Source organism: Mesorhizobium sp. C089B, from assembly GCF_030323125.1.
GTDB lineage: Bacteria > Pseudomonadota > Alphaproteobacteria > Rhizobiales > Rhizobiaceae > Mesorhizobium.
On sequence record NZ_CP100469.1, the window covers coordinates 6,164,555 to 6,181,140 of the forward strand.

At 58.3% G+C, this 16,586-nt stretch carries 14 protein-coding genes and 3 pseudogenes; 8 read left to right on the forward strand and 9 right to left on the reverse strand.

Annotated elements, in window-relative coordinates:
- Window positions 1-17: 17 nt before the first annotated feature.
- From NLY44_RS30110 to NLY44_RS30125, 4 genes are read right to left on the reverse strand one after another with little or no spacing between them, the layout of a single operon-like run.
- A complete protein-coding gene (locus NLY44_RS30110) occupies window positions 18-980 on the reverse strand; it encodes an agmatinase (protein ID WP_023804510.1) in 963 nt (320 codons plus the stop codon).
- A gap of 57 nt (window positions 981-1,037) precedes the next feature.
- Window positions 1,038-1,793 (reverse strand): ABC transporter ATP-binding protein, encoded by a 756-nt coding sequence (locus tag NLY44_RS30115; protein WP_023686785.1) that lies wholly within the window; start codon window positions 1,791-1,793, stop codon window positions 1,038-1,040.
- A gap of 8 nt (window positions 1,794-1,801) precedes the next feature.
- A complete protein-coding gene (locus NLY44_RS30120; protein WP_245262520.1) occupies window positions 1,802-2,644 on the reverse strand; it encodes an ABC transporter permease in 843 nt (280 codons plus the stop codon).
- Between the two features lie 37 nt (window positions 2,645-2,681).
- Window positions 2,682-3,647, reverse strand: coding sequence for an ABC transporter substrate-binding protein (locus tag NLY44_RS30125; protein WP_050587398.1), 966 nt, complete (start codon window positions 3,645-3,647; stop codon window positions 2,682-2,684).
- 185 nt (window positions 3,648-3,832) lie between these two features.
- Between NLY44_RS30125 and NLY44_RS30130 the strand changes: the two genes are divergently transcribed.
- Window positions 3,833-4,765 (forward strand): LysR family transcriptional regulator, encoded by a 933-nt coding sequence (locus NLY44_RS30130; RefSeq protein ID WP_023710153.1) that lies wholly within the window; start codon window positions 3,833-3,835, stop codon window positions 4,763-4,765.
- 6 nt (window positions 4,766-4,771) lie between these two features.
- On the opposite strand, the gene argE is transcribed toward NLY44_RS30130, so the two are convergent.
- Window positions 4,772-5,929: an acetylornithine deacetylase gene (argE, locus tag NLY44_RS30135; protein ID WP_023686789.1), complete on the reverse strand. Its 1,158-nt coding sequence runs from the start codon at window positions 5,927-5,929 to the stop codon at window positions 4,772-4,774.
- A gap of 339 nt (window positions 5,930-6,268) precedes the next feature.
- Here argE and NLY44_RS30140 point away from each other — a divergent pair, with 339 nt between their 5' ends.
- The 7 genes and pseudogenes from NLY44_RS30140 to NLY44_RS30170 all read left to right on the forward strand — a co-directional run bounded on the left by NLY44_RS30140 (window position 6,269) and on the right by NLY44_RS30170 (window position 14,313).
- Window positions 6,269-6,952 carry an ABC transporter permease gene (locus NLY44_RS30140; protein ID WP_023723365.1) on the forward strand — a complete coding sequence of 228 codons (684 nt, stop codon included), beginning with the start codon at window positions 6,269-6,271 and terminating at the stop codon, window positions 6,950-6,952.
- Window positions 6,949-7,635 (forward strand): ABC transporter permease, encoded by a 687-nt coding sequence (locus NLY44_RS30145; RefSeq protein ID WP_023670591.1) that lies wholly within the window; start codon window positions 6,949-6,951, stop codon window positions 7,633-7,635. Before NLY44_RS30140 ends, NLY44_RS30145 begins: the two co-directional genes overlap by 4 nt.
- A gap of 73 nt (window positions 7,636-7,708) precedes the next feature.
- Window positions 7,709-8,491 (forward strand): transporter substrate-binding domain-containing protein, encoded by a 783-nt coding sequence (locus NLY44_RS30150; RefSeq protein WP_023686791.1) that lies wholly within the window; start codon window positions 7,709-7,711, stop codon window positions 8,489-8,491.
- 17 nt (window positions 8,492-8,508) lie between these two features.
- On the forward strand, window positions 8,509-9,267 hold the full coding sequence (locus tag NLY44_RS30155; RefSeq protein WP_023686792.1) for an amino acid ABC transporter ATP-binding protein: 759 nt from the start codon (window positions 8,509-8,511) through the stop codon (window positions 9,265-9,267).
- 433 nt (window positions 9,268-9,700) lie between these two features.
- Window positions 9,701-11,164: pseudogene (locus NLY44_RS30160) on the forward strand (NAD-dependent succinate-semialdehyde dehydrogenase).
- A gap of 378 nt (window positions 11,165-11,542) precedes the next feature.
- On the forward strand, window positions 11,543-13,057 hold the full coding sequence (locus NLY44_RS30165) for an aldehyde dehydrogenase family protein (protein WP_023804508.1): 1,515 nt from the start codon (window positions 11,543-11,545) through the stop codon (window positions 13,055-13,057).
- A 41-nt stretch (window positions 13,058-13,098) separates the two neighbouring features.
- Window positions 13,099-14,313 (forward strand): pyridoxal phosphate-dependent aminotransferase, encoded by a 1,215-nt coding sequence (locus tag NLY44_RS30170; RefSeq protein ID WP_198025437.1) that lies wholly within the window; start codon window positions 13,099-13,101, stop codon window positions 14,311-14,313.
- Window positions 14,314-15,105: 792 nt separating this feature from the next.
- On the opposite strand, the gene NLY44_RS30175 is transcribed toward NLY44_RS30170, so the two are convergent.
- The 4 genes and pseudogenes from NLY44_RS30175 to NLY44_RS30190 form a co-directional block, all read right to left on the reverse strand.
- On the reverse strand, window positions 15,106-15,360 hold the full coding sequence (locus NLY44_RS30175; RefSeq protein ID WP_031202443.1) for a hypothetical protein: 255 nt from the start codon (window positions 15,358-15,360) through the stop codon (window positions 15,106-15,108).
- A 104-nt stretch (window positions 15,361-15,464) separates the two neighbouring features.
- Window positions 15,465-15,545: pseudogene (locus tag NLY44_RS30180) on the reverse strand (alcohol dehydrogenase catalytic domain-containing protein); the annotation flags it as partial.
- An 80-nt stretch (window positions 15,546-15,625) separates the two neighbouring features.
- Window positions 15,626-15,739, reverse strand: a pseudogene (locus NLY44_RS30185) (SDR family NAD(P)-dependent oxidoreductase); the annotation flags it as partial.
- Window positions 15,740-15,807: 68 nt separating this feature from the next.
- Complete coding sequence (locus NLY44_RS30190; RefSeq protein WP_460221692.1) at window positions 15,808-16,185, reverse strand: hypothetical protein; 378 nt, start codon at window positions 16,183-16,185, stop codon at window positions 15,808-15,810.
- Window positions 16,186-16,586 lie beyond the last annotated feature (401 nt).

Genomic DNA, 16,586 nt, shown 5'->3' on the forward strand with positions numbered 1-16,586 from the left:
TGTTCTGTTCGGGCCGATCAGGCCTGTTTCGTCGTGCGGTTCAAGTGGGCTACCGCCGCCAGGCACGTGAGCTCGAACATCAGGTTCGCGGCGTTGATACAGGTGATCCCGGTCGGATCCAGCGACGGCACGACTTCGCAGATGTCACCGCCGATCAAATCGATGCCATTGAGCGACCGCAGGACCATTTGGGCGTCCCGCATCATGATGCCGCCTGGCTCAGGGACACCCGTGCCGGGTGCGTCCTTCGGGTCCAGACCGTCGATGTCGATCGAGAAGTAAGTCCGGCCGGCGCCGATTACGCGTTTGATCTCCTCGATGACCGCTGCGCGGCCCATCGTCTCGTACTCGTCCATCGTGATCATTCGGATGCCGACCTGACCACCATAGACGATGTCGTCGTCGCCGTAGCGGGTGCCTCGCAGACCGATCTGGACGATCCGCTTGGGATCAAGAAGGCCTTCTTCCACCGCACGACGGACGAAGGTGGCGTGGTTGTACTTCGTTCCCATGAATTCGTCGAAGGTATCGGAATGCGAGTCGATCTGGATCAGGCCGACCGGGCCGTCCTTCGCGATCGCCCTGACAATTGGAAGCGGGACCGTGTGGTCTCCGCCCACTGAGATCGGAACGGCACCAGCTTCGTGGACGCGCTGGAAGAACTGTTCGATGTGCTCGACGCTTTTCTCGACGCTGAGTGGATGGGTTGGCGCGTCGCCGATATCGGCGATATTCGCGATGCGGTATGGCGCGACGCCGGTGGTCGGATTGACCTGTCGGATCAGGCGCGAGGCTTCGCGAACGCCCGCCGGTCCCTGTCTCGCACCAGACCGATACGTCGCACCGAGATCCAGGGGGACACCGACCAGAGCGATGTCGATGGAAGGCGAAATTTCCGACCGGGCGGCGCGCATGAACGTTGCGATCTCGGCGTATCGCGGGGTTACGGATGAATCTACGGGATTGAATTCGTTCGACATTTCATTCCTTTCTTGTCGGCCAGTGGGGTCAAGCGGCCGCAAATTGAGATCAGCGCGTCAATGCCTCAGCAGGTGGAGCATGTGTTTGCGGTAACGGGTGAATTCCTCGCTCGCGACGATGTCGGGGACCCGCGGCCTCGGCAGTTCAATCCTGAAGTCTTCGATGATCCTGCCGGGGCGTGCGCTCATGACCAGCACGCGATCCGCGAGATAGACGGCTTCCTCGATGTCATGGGTCACGAAGATCACGGTGGTCCGCTTACGAGACCAGATGTCGAGCAGCAGTTCCTGCATCCGAGAGCGCGTCTGCGCGTCGAGCGCCCCGAACGGCTCATCCATCAACAGAACGCCAGGCTCCATCGCCAGCGCGCGGGCGATCGCCACGCGTTGCTTCATGCCGCCCGACAGGACTTTTGGAAACTGGTCCGCGTATTCCTTGAGACCCACAATCTCAATGAGTTCATTGGCGATTTGAGAGACCTTGGCCTTCGGCCAGCGATTTAGTTTCGGGCCGAACTCGATGTTCTGTCTCACTGTAAGCCAAGGATAGAGCGAATAGTTCTGGAAGACCATTCCGCGATCCGGGCCCGGTTGGGCAACGGGTCGTCCATCGACCTTGATCGATCCAGTCGAAGCTTCCACCAGCCCGCCCACAACATTGAGCAAAGTGGATTTTCCGCATCCGGATGGCCCGAGAAGGCAGACGAACTCGCCTTGCTCGATTTCCAGATTGGTATTCGTCAGCGCTATCTGCGGAGCTTCCCGATGCCGAGCGAATTCCACGCTGACGTTGTCGACAAGAACGCGTGTCATGGTGGTCCTCAGTAAATGTAGGGGAAAAACTTGCGGTGCGCATAGCGGAATGCGAGGTCGGTCAAGACGCCCAGGATGCCGACGGCCACGATGCCGGCGATGACCTGATCCGTCAGAAGAAAGCGCTGGGATTGCAGGATGGCGATCCCCATTCCCTTGTCTGCTCCGACGAGTTCCGCAACGATGACATAGGTCCAGGCGATGCCCGCCGTAATGCGCAGCGCATCCACGATTGCCGGAACGCAGGCGGGCAGCAGAACCTTGAAAAACACCTGTCGCGAACTCGCTCCAAGCGAGTAGGCACTGTTCATAAGGTCACTTGAGACGCCTTCCGAAATGCTCGCGATGAACAGGGCGAGCGGGAAGAACGTGCCCATGAAGACGATCGAGATTTTCTGCGATTCGTTGATCCCAAGCCAGATGATCATCAGCGGCACGAAGGCCGTTGCAGGCAAATAGCGCGCGGTGCTGAGCAACGGCTCGAGAAGCGAACGGAAGAACGGGAAATTCCCGATGAGGATGCCGATCGGCACGGCCACTACCGCCGCGATAAAAAATCCGCCGAATACACGGTAAGAGCTTGCCCAGACATCCTCCAAATAGCCACCGCTCACGACCATGTTGGCCAGACGACTGGCGACTGCGATGGGGCTGGGAAGGAAGAAGGGTTGAATCCAACCGGCCTCGGTGACAAGCAACCACAGCAGAAAAAAGGCCAGTACGCCAACGACGGAAATCGTCATCCGCTCGCTTGCAGGCAGGATTGCCCTTGGTCTCAAATATGTCCGCACCTTGGTGAGGAAGCCTGGGCGTATCTCAGAGACGCCCGCCGTTTTGAGTTCGCTTTTCATTGGAAGCGCTTGGGAAGTCCGCATCGTCCCTCCAAGCTCACTTTGCCAGTTCGCCGGCGATGCCGACGACCTTTGCCGCGTCCGGCGTCGAGCGCAGCACGCCGATTTTCTGATAGAACCCGCCCGCCTGGGACACGAGTGCAAAGGCCGGGCTGCGATCGCCGGAGAAGAACGCCACGTTGTCCTGTTTGGTAAAGAAGCGAACGTCCTTCAGCGTGCCCTCGAGTGTCTCGGTGCTCATTTTCAGATTTCGAGCAATGATCTCATGCGCCTCTGCCGGGTTCGTCCCCATGAAAGCGATGCCTTCGAAGTAGGCGTCGACGAAAGCCTTCATCTCCGTCTTGTGCCCGTTGGCATAGTCTGACTTCGCGGCGAGCGCGTCGACGATCAGGCCGGGCATCGTGCTGGTGTCGGCCAGAATTTTGCCGAAGTCGGTGGCTGCGGCCTTGGAAAGCCAGGGCTGCCACGTCACGGCTGCATCGACGCTCCCCGCAACGAACGCTGCGCCGGCGTCACCCGACTTCATGTCGATGACATGGACGTCTTCGAGCTTCAATCCGGCCTTGTTAAGCGCCTGCGCGAGAAGGAACTGCGAGACCGAGCCTTTCTGGACACCGACTGATTTGCCCTTCAGGTCGGCGACGGTAGCTATCTCTTTCTTCGCGACAATTCCGTCGCCGCCGGCCGACTCGTCGAGCGCGGTCAGAACCTCGAGGTCAGCTCCATTTCCGGTAAACAGCGCGAAGTTGTCCATCGTCGAGGCGACGATGTTGATCTGACCGCCCTGCATTGCGGCGATGGCGTCTGAAGATGCCTCGATGATCTGCAGGTTTACATCCAGTCCTGCCTTTTCAAAGAAGCCCTTTTCCTTGGCGATGTAGAGCGCGCCGTAACCGATCCAGGTCGAGTGCGCGACCGAAATTTTTTCCGCCGCATCAGCGGCGTTCCAGCTTGCAGACATGGCGATTACGCCCGCGAGAGCGAGTCCCTTAAGCAGTTTCATTGACGTTCCCCATCGCTGTTTTTTGACGACTGTCTTCTGTCGACAATATTTCGTCTCACATAAGTCCGATCTAGTCAATGCGAAATGGTCCTCTCGCGATAACTGTGATTTATGGGGCTGGCATCACCCCATCAAGTCGTGCGGGATTATCCTGAAACGGCGGAGGCACGGTCGAAAGGCGGAGTATGCGCGTAGAAATCCCACCCCTGGACAAGGTTGATATCCGGCTCCTTCGGGTCTTCAAGGCGGTGACCGAATGCAATGGTTTCGCGGCCGCAGAGGAAACGCTAGGTCTGGGTCGATCAACGATCTCAATCCACATAGCAGATTTGGAGACGCGCTTTGGCCTGAAGCTTTGTGTTCGCGGTCCTAGCGGGTTCTCGCTGACGCCACAGGGACAGGTTGTGTATGAGGCCACCCTGCGGCTCTTTAGCGAGATCAACAGTTTCAGAACAACGGTTGCCGGTTCCAAGGGGCAACTCATGGGCGAACTGACGATATGGCAGATGGAAAACATAGCCAGCGATCGGCTGAACCCCTTGGTTGGTGCGCTTCGGCGATTTCGAGAGCGTTCGAATGGCGTTGAGATAACCATGAATGTTGTGCCGTCCAACGATGTCGAGCGGGGTGTCTATGACGGTCGTTGCGATCTTGGTCTTACCGGAAGCCGAAGCCCGCTGAATGGCTTGAAGTATGAGCAGGCCTACTCCGAAAGAATATCGCTTTACTGTGGTTCGAAGCATCCACTTTTCGATCGTTCGGCAAGTGCGCTTAGCGATGATGACCTTCGTCAAGTCGATTTCGTCCGGCGAGGGTTTGTAACGCGGCAACAGGAAATGGTTGAAACCAATTGGAACTCAACCGTCGTTTCGATGCACGTCGAAGCGACCCTCGAATTCATCTTGACGGGTCTCCATATCGGCTATCTTCCGGATCAGTACTCTGCGGCATGGGTTGACCTGGGCATACTGCGAAAGATCAATCCGGAACGATTCAGCGTGGATTGGCCGGTGTACATCGTGTCTCGGGAGAGCAACGCTCCCTCTGTCCTCGTCTCGACGTTTCGAGATGATCTCCTCAGCGAGTCGCGGCAACTTGCAAACCAGGAGGCGAATTGAACCACGTCAGAAGAGGGTTTTGGCGATCAGCGCCAGCACTCTTTCTCCCTCCCTGAATTGCTCTTTGTCGATAAACTCGTCGACCTGATGAGCCTGTGATATGCTCCCTGGCCCAAAGACCACTGTGGAAAGCCCCGCGGCCTGGAAGAAGCCGGCTTCGGTTGCATACGACACGGCCTTCACATCCGGCGAGGAACTGAAGCGGCTGACGAGCTGTTCCGCAACACTGGAGGCCTCTCTGACAAGTGGCGGAATATCGAAACGCTCCGTGATCTTGATCTCACAACCGGGAGCAGTCGCGCACAGCCCAGGAAGCACAACATCGCGCGCAAGGTTTGAAATCCGGGCAAGGATAGTTGCAGCCTGGCCCTGCTCCACTGTTCGGGCCTCCATCTGGAAGCTGCACCGCGCTGGGATGACGTTTCCAGCGGTGCCTCCTTCGATGACTCCGACAGTGACAGTGGGATGCGGCACGTCGTAGAGCTCGGCATTCGGTGACGGCTGCTTCTCAAGCTCCCTGGCAATCTCCTCCACCTCGCAAACCAGGCGGGCGGCCGCGTGAATGGCATTCGCGCCCAGATGCGGAAGACTTGAGTGGGCCGCCTTGCCGAGAACCTCGATCGTCCAATCGAGCGCGCCTTTGTGCGCGCCTACAACCTGCATTTCGGTGGGTTCGCCGACGATGACCGCGAGAGGCTTCGGAACCGACTTGGCGATATGGCGCACGATCGGTTTTACCCCTTCACAGGAGATTTCTTCGTCATAAGAAAACGCAAGGTGGAGCGGCTTGGTGAGCTCGGCAATGGGCATGGTCGCGGCAAGCGAGAGGGCAAGGGCGAGGAAGCCTTTCATGTCCACCGCACCACGCCCGTAGAGGCGTTTATCCGCCTGCCGCAACGCGAATGGGTCGGAAGTCCAGGGCTGGTTCCCCGCGGGAACCACGTCCATATGGCCCGACAGGACAATTCCGCCCGGAACCATTGGTCCGAGCGTCATGAGCAGGCTGGTTCGGGTGCCATCGGCTGAGGGGAACCTTTGGATGGTCGCCCCCAGGGATCTGGCGAACGTTTCGACATAGTCCGCGATGTCGTGGTTGGATTGACCCGATAGCGACTTAAATCCCACCAGCTTGGATAGGATCTCGATAGCGTCTGTGGAGGGCATCCTTCATTCGACCTTTGGTTCCAGTGGCTGCGACGGCGACTTAGCCCGAAGGATGAAGCCGCCGTCGCCGTCAGCCGGCAAATGGGAGGATGCCGTTGGCCGCCGCGCCAACATTGTGCATTCCGCGGAGTATGAGAGGTGAGCCAGGCAAGCCGATATGTCCTTGCAATACATCCAACCGCCGAGACGAACGTTCCCCAGACTTGGGCTCCCAGTAGACCCCAATCGGACGGCACATGATGTCAAACTTTCAAACAAGGGTTTGAGAGCCATATTGTCGACAGTGGACAATAGGTTCGCCATGCTAGATATCGGCGACGTGTGAGATGAGGTTTCAGATTGGACTGGGCTGGACAGATCGCGTCGGGGACGGTTTTGACCGTTGGGCTGGCACTTGCGACGCTTCCGGTAGGGCTCTTGCTTGGATTGGTGCTGGCCTTGGCATCAAGGTCGGAAAGTCTTTGCCTGCGGTCCGTTGCGGCGGTCTACTCGACAGTCTTCCGCGGCTTGCCGGAGCTTCTGACGCTGATCGTGATCTACTATGGAGCGCAGGAACTGCTCAATCAGTTCGCAGACGAAATCGGGATTGACGGCTTTGGCGAGATCAGCCCGTTTGCAGCGGGCGTATTCTCCCTGGCTCTCGTTTTCGGAGCCTTCTCCGCGGAAGTCTTCCGGTCTGCGCTGAACTCCATCGCCAGCGGCCAGGCCGAGGCCGCGCAGGTGATCGGCCTTAATCGCTTTCAGACATTCAAGGATGTCATCGCACCTCAGATGCTGCGGGCGGCGATGCCTGGCCTGTCGAATACGTGGATTGTATTGTTGAAAGATACATCATTGGTCTCGATCATCGCGCTCAATGACCTCATGCGGACGACCAGCCTGGCGGTATCGAGCACCAAGCAACCGTTCGCGTTCTACGGGGCCGCCTGCATCATCTATCTCCTGTTGACCACGGTCTCGGAACGCACCGCAGGTGTACTCGAGGCACGGTTCTCTCGCGGATATGCCAGGAGCGCGTCTTGAATTTGTTCCTGCCCGATTTTGCCCCTCAGCTTCTGGCCGGTTTTGCCGTCACCCTGAAGATCGTGGCCGTGTCCGCCTTTCTGGGGTTCCTTGCGGCGATTCCGCTGACGATGGCGCTTCTCAGTGGTCGTGCATCCATCCGTCTCATAGCCAGTTCATACCTGCTCTTCTTCCGCGGTACGCCGCTGCTCGCACAGCTTTTCCTGGTCTACTATGGAAGCGGCCAGTTCCGCACAGCCCTGGACCATGTCGGCCTCTGGTGGCTCTTCGCAGACCCCTTCTTCTGCACGATCTTGACGTTTTCGCTGAACACCGCAGCCTATCAAGCCCAGATTTACCGCGGCGCCATAAACTTGGTCGCGCGCGGGCAAACCGAAGCGGCGCAGACCCTCGGTTTGTCCCCCTACAACACGTTTGTCGACATCTTGATTCCGCAAGCGATGGTCGTCGCGGTGAGACCGCTCGGCAATGAACTCGTTCTTCTTGTAAAGGCGAGCGCCGTCGCCTCCATCGTCGCCGTCTATGACCTGATGGGTTCCGCCAGATTGGTCTATGCGCGGAGCTTTGAACTAAGCCCATATCTTTGGGCGGGGCTTATCTACATCTGCTGCGTTGAGGTGCTCAGGTTGAGCTGGAATGTCCTCGATCGCCGGTTTCGGCGGCATCTGCCGAACAGCCATTGACAGATATCTTCGCATCGATAGATTGCCGACTGTCGACAATGAAATTCGAACGATACCCCTCTGGGAGGAACCAATGAATTGGAAGCGTCTTACGACGGCAGCCGTCTTTGCGGCTGTATGTTCGGTCAACTCGGCTTACGCACAGCAAGACGTGAAAATCGGAACGGAGGGTGCCTTTCCTCCCTTCAATTTTGTCGACGCGAATGGCCAGCCGCAAGGGTTCGAAGTCGATCTCGGTTATGCAATCTGCAAGGCGGCCAAGCTGAATTGCACATTTACCGCCATCGCGTTCGACGGTCTTATTCCTGCACTCAAGGCAAAGAAGATCGATGCGATCATCGCCTCGATGAACATCACCGACGAACGCAAGAAAGTCATCACGTTCGTCGGGCCCTATTACGTCGATCCGCCTCGCTTCGTTGGCAAATCTGGATCGTCTGCCGATGTCACCCCGGCGGGGCTTAAGGGCAGAACCATCGGTGTAGCGTCGGGAACGATCAGCGAGAGTTACGTTCGCGACGTTGCAGGGACAACAGCAAAAATCACGAGCTATCCGAGCCTGGACAATGCTCTTCTTGACTTGTCGGCCGACCGCGTCGAACTCGTCCTTGACAACGCGATCGCCCTCTCCGAGGGATTTTTGAAGAAGCCTGAAGGAAAGGAGTTTGAGTTTATCGGACCGGCGCTGTCGGACACCAAGCATTTCGGCATCGGCCCAGGCATTGGAATTCGCCAGAACGAAAAGGCTACGGCATCCGCGCTTGCTTCGGGCCTGAAGGCGGTACAGGACTCCGGCGAGTTCAAAACACTGAGCCAGAAGTATTTTGGCATGGATATCTCTCCGAAGAAGCCATGAGCATTCGGAGCAAGAGCATGGATTCCGAACGACACACAACCGATCCGGCGATCGATGTCGCCGGAGTGTCCAAGCGATTTGGCCAACACCCGGTTTTGACCGCAATCACCTTGCAGATGCCGGCCGGAAAACGGTTCGTCGTCTGCGGTCCGTCGGGATCGGGCAAGTCGACCCTTGTACGCTGCATCGTCGGTCTTGAGCGAAGATCCGCAGGCTCAATCAGGGTAGCGGGTCATGATCTCGATCCCGATTGTGCGAACGCAAGGCAACTCGCCGGCGACGTCGGAATGGTCTTCCAGCAATTCAATCTTTTCCCGCATCTGACCGTCATGGAAAACCTCATCCTGGCCCCGCGGCGCGTAAGGAAGATGACACGGGCTGCTGCGGAGGAAATTGCCATGGCGCAGTTGAGAAAGGTGCGCGTGGAGCAACTGAAGGACAAGTATCCGTCTCAGCTATCAGGAGGTCAGCAGCAACGCGTGGCAATCGCCCGTGCTTTGACGATGCAGCCTGCCGTGATGCTCTTCGACGAGCCGACCTCGGCGCTCGATCCGGAACTGGTGAACGAAGTGCTCGACGTCATGCTGGGTCTTGCCGACGAAGGGATGTCGATGATGATCGTCACGCATGAGATGCGATTTGCGAGGCAGATCGCCGACCAGATCGTCTTCATGGATATGGGGGAGATCGTCGAGCTTACGCCGCCCGACTGCTTCTTCAACGCGTCTCAAAATTCCAGAGTGCGTTCTTTTGTGGAAGCCACGACAAGGGGATAGCCGCTGTACCTTCATGGTTGCCAATAAAAACCCAAATAGAATGGAGCTCGTGACTGGACCCGATTCGGTCGTTGCTCGCACCAATAATTCATACGCGTCCAGAGCTGCTTTGCGACATTCCCCGAGAAGGCGGGTTTCATCGCGCGTCATCTCCGTTTTTGGCATCGATTGGATCGCAGCTGGGATCGGTGGGACGTGCTCGTTGCGATCTGGCGGTGAGCCGAAAGCGATCTGGACCGTCTGCTGAAAACAGCCTGCGGTGTCGCCGAAGGTGAGCGTCAAGCCGCCGGCCAAGTGTGGGCTGGTAGCGAATGACGCCGCGGCGCCCGGCAGTCACTCTGCGACGTCACAATGCTGCCCTCGGCCGATGGAGCGAGCACGGCCAAAGCCAGGACCAGTCCCAGGCAAAGCCACCGGCACTATGAGGAGTTACATGACCAATTCCGACCTTGCATCCAAATTGAAAGACGACACTCTCCTGGTAAACAAGGCGTTTGTGGGCGGGCGCTGGGTGGGTGCCAGGGAAGGATCCGTCTTCGCCGTGACCGACCCGCCACCGGCGAACACATCCTTTCAGTCCCAGATATGGGCGAACTGGAGCTCCGGGAGGCAATCGATGCCGCGCACGAAGCACAGAAGAAGTGGGCGAAGCTGACCGGAAAGGAGCGAGCATCATACCTTCGAAAGCTGTATGATCTCGTCGTTCAAAATGTCGAAGATCTTGCGATCATTCTGACCGCGGAAATGGGCAAGCCCCTGCAAGAAGCCCGGACCGAAATTCTCTATGGGGCGTCCTACATCGAATGGTTCGCCGAGGAAGCAAAACGGATTTACGGCGATGTCATTCCCGGCCATCAGGCTGACAAGCGCATTTTCGTGCTGAAGAGTCCGGTTGGTGTGGTTGGAGCAATTACGCCCTGGAACTTTCCAAGCGCGATGCTCGCCCGGAAACTTGCGCCCGCTTTGGCGGTGGGATGTTCGGTGGTCGCCAAGCCGGCCGCGCAGACACCATTGTCGGCGCTCGCCCTTGGGGTACTTGCGGAGAGGGCCGGTATCCCGGCGGGCGTGCTGAACATCGTCACATCCACCAACGCAGCAATGGTTGGTTCGGTGCTCTGCGCAAGCGACAAAGTTCGAAAGATCTCGTTTACAGGCTCGACGAATGTCGGACGGATCCTGATGAGGCAAGGTGCGGACCAGATCAAGAAGCTCAGCCTTGAGCTTGGCGGCAATGCACCGTTCATCGTTTTCAACGACGCCGATATCGACGCGGCCGTGGAAGGGGCGGTCGTTGCCAAATTCCGCAATGCGGGCCAGACCTGCGTCTGCGCAAACCGCATCTATGTGCAGTCGGGAGTCTACGAGGAGTTTGCGTCGAAACTCGCAGGCCGGGTGCGCAACCTGAAGGTCGGCAATGGCTTTGCTGAAGGGGCACAGATCGGCCCTCTGATCGATGAAAATGCAGTCAACAAGGTCAATGAGCATCTGCAGGATGCGCTGTCGCACGGCGCGCATATAGCGACAGGCGGGACAAGCGGTGAACAGGGCAAACAGTTTTTCTCGCCGACCGTACTCCTCGGTGTCACCTCCAAGATGAAGGTTGCGGCGGAGGAAACCTTTGGTCCCCTTGCTCCGCTGTTCTCCTTCGAGACAGAGGAGGAGGTCGTAGCGATGGCAAACAAGACCGAGTTCGGTCTTGCCGGCTATTTCTACTCGCGAGATGTCGCACGTATATTCCGCGTTGCCGAAACTGGGATGGTGGTATCAACACAGGTCTGATCTCGACCGAGGTCGCTCCGTTTGGCGGCGTGAAGCAATCGGGGATGGGACGGGAGGGCTCGAAATACGGAGCCGACGACTACATCAACATCAATACATCTGCTTGAGTATTTCGTAGCCGATGATCGAGGCCTGGTAAGCGTGGCGGAATGGGTGCCATTTGCGGAAGTGTCCTCAATTCGGCTCTCGTCGCGGCAATGGCCATCGTGAAGGCTTTGACGTTCGCAATCATCAAACCTTCGTTTGGTGCAACATAATTTCGAACTTCCCCCGGTGATCTAAACAAGGCCAGGTGAGTCTCGGCCTCTCCTGCGCAGCGATGCGGCGAAGCCGGGCTTCCCGTAGACCAAAAGCTCAGGACGGGACGAGGGGGTGCTCGATCGGCTTCCAGCCGAACCGCCACCTTGGGTGATTTCGGCGCGTCGGATCTTTGAGGATCACCATAGCCGGCAGGCGCTCTTCGATGCGTCACCGATGGAGGTAAGAGAGCAAAAGCATGAACCAGGACATTGGCAGCTACTTCAATCGGTTCTCCGTCCCGTCCGAAGTCATTTCCTTCGTCTGCCGTCCGATAGGCCATTTCATCGACGGCAAGGAAGTTGATTCAGCCGCCGAAGTCATCGATGTCATCGAACCGTTCACTCGTCAAAGATTGACGGGAATGGCAAGCGGAAATGCTGAAGTTGTCGATCGCGCGGTGCGTTCGTCCCGCAAGGCTCTCAACGGCCATTGGGGCAGAATGCCGGCGCTGGAACGACAGAAGCTTATCCTGCGATTGGCTGAAGCGATCGACGCCGACGCAGATTTCCTGGCCCATCTGGAAACCATCGACGTTGGGAAAGCGATTTCCGACGCGAGGTCGATCGACGTTTTCGGCTCGATCGCAAATTTCGACTATTTTGCAGGCTGGACAAGCAAGCTGGATGGCAGGACAGCGAGCGCAGTCTCCCTACCTGGCGAGACGCTGACCTACACCATCAAGGAGCCGGTCGGGGTTGTGGCGGCAATCATCCCGTGGAATTTCCCACTGCAGATCCTCTCGTGGAAACTTGCGGCCGCGCTTGCTTGCGGATGCACGGTCGTCTGCAAACCGTCGGAGCTCACGCCTCTCTCGGCAATGAGGGTCGCCCAACTCGCGACCAAGGTTGGTTTTCCTGACGGCGTTATCAACGTCGTAAATGGCTTTGGGCATATCATCGGCCAGGCGTTGGCCGCCCACCCGGGTATCGACAAACTTTCGTTTACAGGTTCGACAGCCGTGGGAACGGCGGTTGGGAAAACCGCGCTCGATACGATGAAGCGCCTGACGCTTGAGCTCGGAGGTAAATCGCCTGTGATCGTGACGAGGCAGGCGAACCTGGATAACGCAGCGAACGCAATTTTGTCAGGAATATTCATGAATTCCGGCCAGGTCTGCGACGCGGAATCGCGCGTCTATGCCCATGCCAGCGTCCACGACGAATTGGTCGAGAAGCTGAAGGATGGTGCAGAGAGTTTGGCAATTGGTTCTGGTTTGGATCCGATCTCCAGGATCACCCCACTCGTCTCGGCGGCGCATCGGGGCCGCGTCCTGGAGCATATCAAGAGCGCACATTTGGAAGGCGCATTACTCGTTACAGGCGAAGGGCCAGGCGGAACGGGTCGCGAGGACGGCATTCTTCGTCCGACGATCTTCGCTGAATGCTCCGAAGGAATGGGAATTTTCCGCGAAGAAATCTTCGGCGCCGTTCTGGGCGTTGCACGATTTGAGACCTTTGATGAGGCGGTGGAAAAGGCCAATGCGAGCATCTATGGGCTGGCTGCCGCTGTCTATTCCGACAATGTCGACGAAACAGTGCAGCTGTCCCGGCGGCTCAAAGCCGGGAACATTTACATCAATGCACATGGGCTGCTGGATCCGACCATGCCATTCGGTGGGGTGGGAGCTTCGGGCTTTGGCAAGGACATGGGACCGGAACAACTCGACGGATTCCTGACAACAAAAAGCATCTACCTTCAACTCGGAAAGTGATGCGTAACTATCTCACACAGCGCTTTCGGGAGGAGGCAACGATGGAAACATTGCGGCGAACTAACACTGATCAGGAGCTGCCACGGTTTTCGGAGCACACTCGGGCCATTGCCAGTGAAGGAGCGGCAGGCTGGGCGATCGCGGACGCGGCGGCGGATGCTGTAGATCGAGGCGAAGACGTCGTCAGCCTCTGCCTTGGGGATACCTCGTTCGACACGCCGACGAGGATATCTGAAGCTGCCATTCAAAGCATCCGAGGCGGTCGGACGCACTACGCTCCGGTTCCGGGCACGCCGGGCCTTCGTCGCAGCATTGCTGCCGCGCAAAAACGGTTCGATGGGCGTGATTGGAGTGCAGCACAAGCCATTGTATTCGGTGGAGCACAAAATGCTCTTTTCGCCGCCCTGATGACCGTTGCCGGAGCTGGCGACGAGGTGCTCTGCCTCGAGCCTTGGTATGCCACATACGAAGCGGCAATACGCGCCGGTGGAGCAGTGGCCCGACCCGTCAAACTATCGCTGCAAAATGCGCGGGAGAAAATGTCCGAGGATATTCTCAGTGCAGTGGTCGGAGATCGAACGCGGGCAATCTTGCTGAACTCCCCAAACAATCCCGGCGGATATGTGTTCGGCAAGCAGGATCTGGAAACCGTTGCGAGATTTGCTGAGCGGCACAATCTGTGGATCATCAGTGATGAGGTTTACCGCAGCACAATCTTCGACGGCGAGTTCCTCTCAGTAACGTCCATTCCCGGCATGACGGAGCGGACGATAATTGTGAACAGCCTGTCCAAGTCTCATGCAATGACTGGCTGGAGACTAGGATGGACGCTTGGGCCGGTCTCGGCATCAGTTCATTTGGAAAATCTTGCGCAATGCATGCTCTTCGGATCGCCGACCTTTATTCAGGATGCCGCAGCGGTGGCTCTCGATGCGGCGGGTGACGAGGAGATGCGGTTTTTCTCAAGCGAACTGAAGCGCAGACGCGATCTGATGTGCGCTAGCTTGTCCGAGATTCCCCAGCTGAAATTTGCGCGGCCGGGTGGCGGCATGTTCTGTTTCGTCGACGTCAGTGCGACGGGTTTACCCGGCACTGAGTTTGTCGAGCGTCTGTACTCCACGGAACGACTGGCAATCGTCCCGGGCGTCGCGTTTGGGCCGAATATGAAAAACTTCATACGCATCTCGTTCTCGGGTGCCGACTCCGTGATCGAGAGCGGAATGGACCGGCTGAGACGATTTTGCGCGGGATTGTAGCAACGACGTGTCGAATTTGGTAACTGCTCGTACGCGAGCCGCTCGCCCCTGGTACTGGGCAAGCGATCTGCACGGGGAAAAAGGGGCAGGGGCTTGAGTACACAGGTTGCAGCGACGGCCAGCTGTACGATCCGGAATTCGGGCCATGGGATGGATTCCTTGGTTTGGGAATGGGACTGCTCGCTGCACCCTTGCCCTCGTCACGACGGTGCTAAGGCTGCGGCGGCAGTTAACGTTTCGACCTACTAGGCCTTCATACACGAGGAGCCATTGCGTCGCGCCGGTGGCCAGGAGGTTCGTGGACACGCCAAGCTGCGTGGGTAGTAAGATACTCGATGCCATCACTACGCGGGATTGACGGGTTGAGTGTTCCCGGACTGAAGTTTTTGGACAGGTGGGTTGCCGAGCAATTCCCCATTGCGGCGCCAGACGATCCGATCGCCGCCAGCGACTTGGCAGATCAATTGATGAAAGCGCCGAGAAGCGGCATCGTAGCGCCGGCTTCAACCGCGTGTGGTTATGTACCATGAAGTAGCAGAAAATGTGTTACGCGTTGCGATACCTATTGTGATACAAATTGCCCACCGTTACGAAGAAAAATATAGTAAATACAATCGTGTAGAGCCGAAGCCGATCCCAGCCAAGGTACCATCGAATTTCCCGCTAAAGTCTTGATTGCCGATCGACGATCCACGAGAGGTCAAGACCTGTATGCGCTGTCGGCAGGGCAGGAAGACCCTGACTGCACACACACCGCGGTGCGGATACCCGCGCCGCAGCTTAGGTTTCATTTTACTCCAGCGGTTCGTCGGTCGGCCGAGGCGTCGTGCCTGCCTGACGAGGACGGCCGGCATTGCGATTTGCAACGCGGCTGTCGAGCGGCGATCTGGACGCTTGCTGGGCGCCAGCGGTCTTGGGTGCCGTCGGCTTGGCGCCGGAATCGCTGTCTTCAGCATCGCGACGGGGATGTGGCAGGCCGGCGGCCTCGGGCGATCTGGCCGAAGGTGTGGCGGCCGGGTTTGTCGATACGGGTTTGTCCTTGGCCATTTTCAACTCTCGCCTTTTCAGCATGCAGACGGCCGGACAACAAAGTCGGGCCACTGGGGCAGAACGGTCAGCCGTGCGGGCGCATCACGACTTTCTGCAGCGATGTCGCGTTCATCCTGGATCGTCGGATCGGCCACCTGTTCGCAGCGTATGTCGCCTTTGCCGTGCCATGTGAGGGCCTGCATGTGCTGTTCCTTGAGGACAAGCTCTATGAGCCGAACTTGGCTTGATGTGAAATGTTCCCGCTTCGAACGAGCATCCGGCCTCAACCCTTGGCGGCCGAGCCGGGTTCGGCCATGCCGCAATGCTGCTCGGCCAGGGTGCCGGCCGGCGTGCCATGCGCCGCTGCAACCTGCAGCTTGTTTTTCCAACCGCTGATCGCCTGCTGCCACGACCGCATCCCTGATCGCTTCGCAGGGCAGAGGTTTGGCGCAAGCGCAGGATCTGCTATCGCGCCAGCATCGCGGCGACAACGAACACGACGGCGGCAACGACGACAAGCGCGACAATGGCCAGCACCGGGCCGTTTTTACTCGGGGCCGGAGCGCGCTCGTCGTCCGGCCGCCGCATTGCATTGGCGAAGCTTGCTTGATTAGCGAAAGCCGGCGTGCCCGTCGCTGCGGGAACCGGCACGGCGCCGGTGTCTGCCGCTTCGGCATCGGTTTCCATAGGCGCCGCCGCCGGGTCGAATCCCGGCGTCTTGTCCTCTGTCACCCCAGACTGAATATCGCCTCTGTGTTCGGCCGGGTTACGTTCGACGTTCATGATGATGCTCCTGCCGCTGGCCCGGGCTTCCCCAACCGCGAGCGGATCAGGATGTTCCATCGGGCGGAATCGCCAACAACGAGGAGCAAATTTCAGATAGCCTTCAAACAGATGTCCCTGGTGGCAACGCGGGCCTTGCAACCAGTCAGCACCGGATTGGTGGTCTCGTTGTAGTCGGCCATGGTCGGCAGCGCGGCAGATTCGGCAAAGTTCCAGTCTGGCTCGCAATGCCCGCTTACGCACACCGCCGCTCGTTGACCTTGAGCTGGCTCGTTCCAGCCACTCCAACCCAAATTGCCAGTCCGGCTCCCGGCGGCGCGCTGTTTGGATTCCGTGGGAACATCAACAGCGCCAGCGAGTTCGGTATGTGCAGCGAGTTCCCTGTTCGCCGCATGGCCAACATCCGGAGCTCTTGACTGCCCGCGTCTTCGCTCCTGGAGCGCGGGCCACTCCTCTTAGCC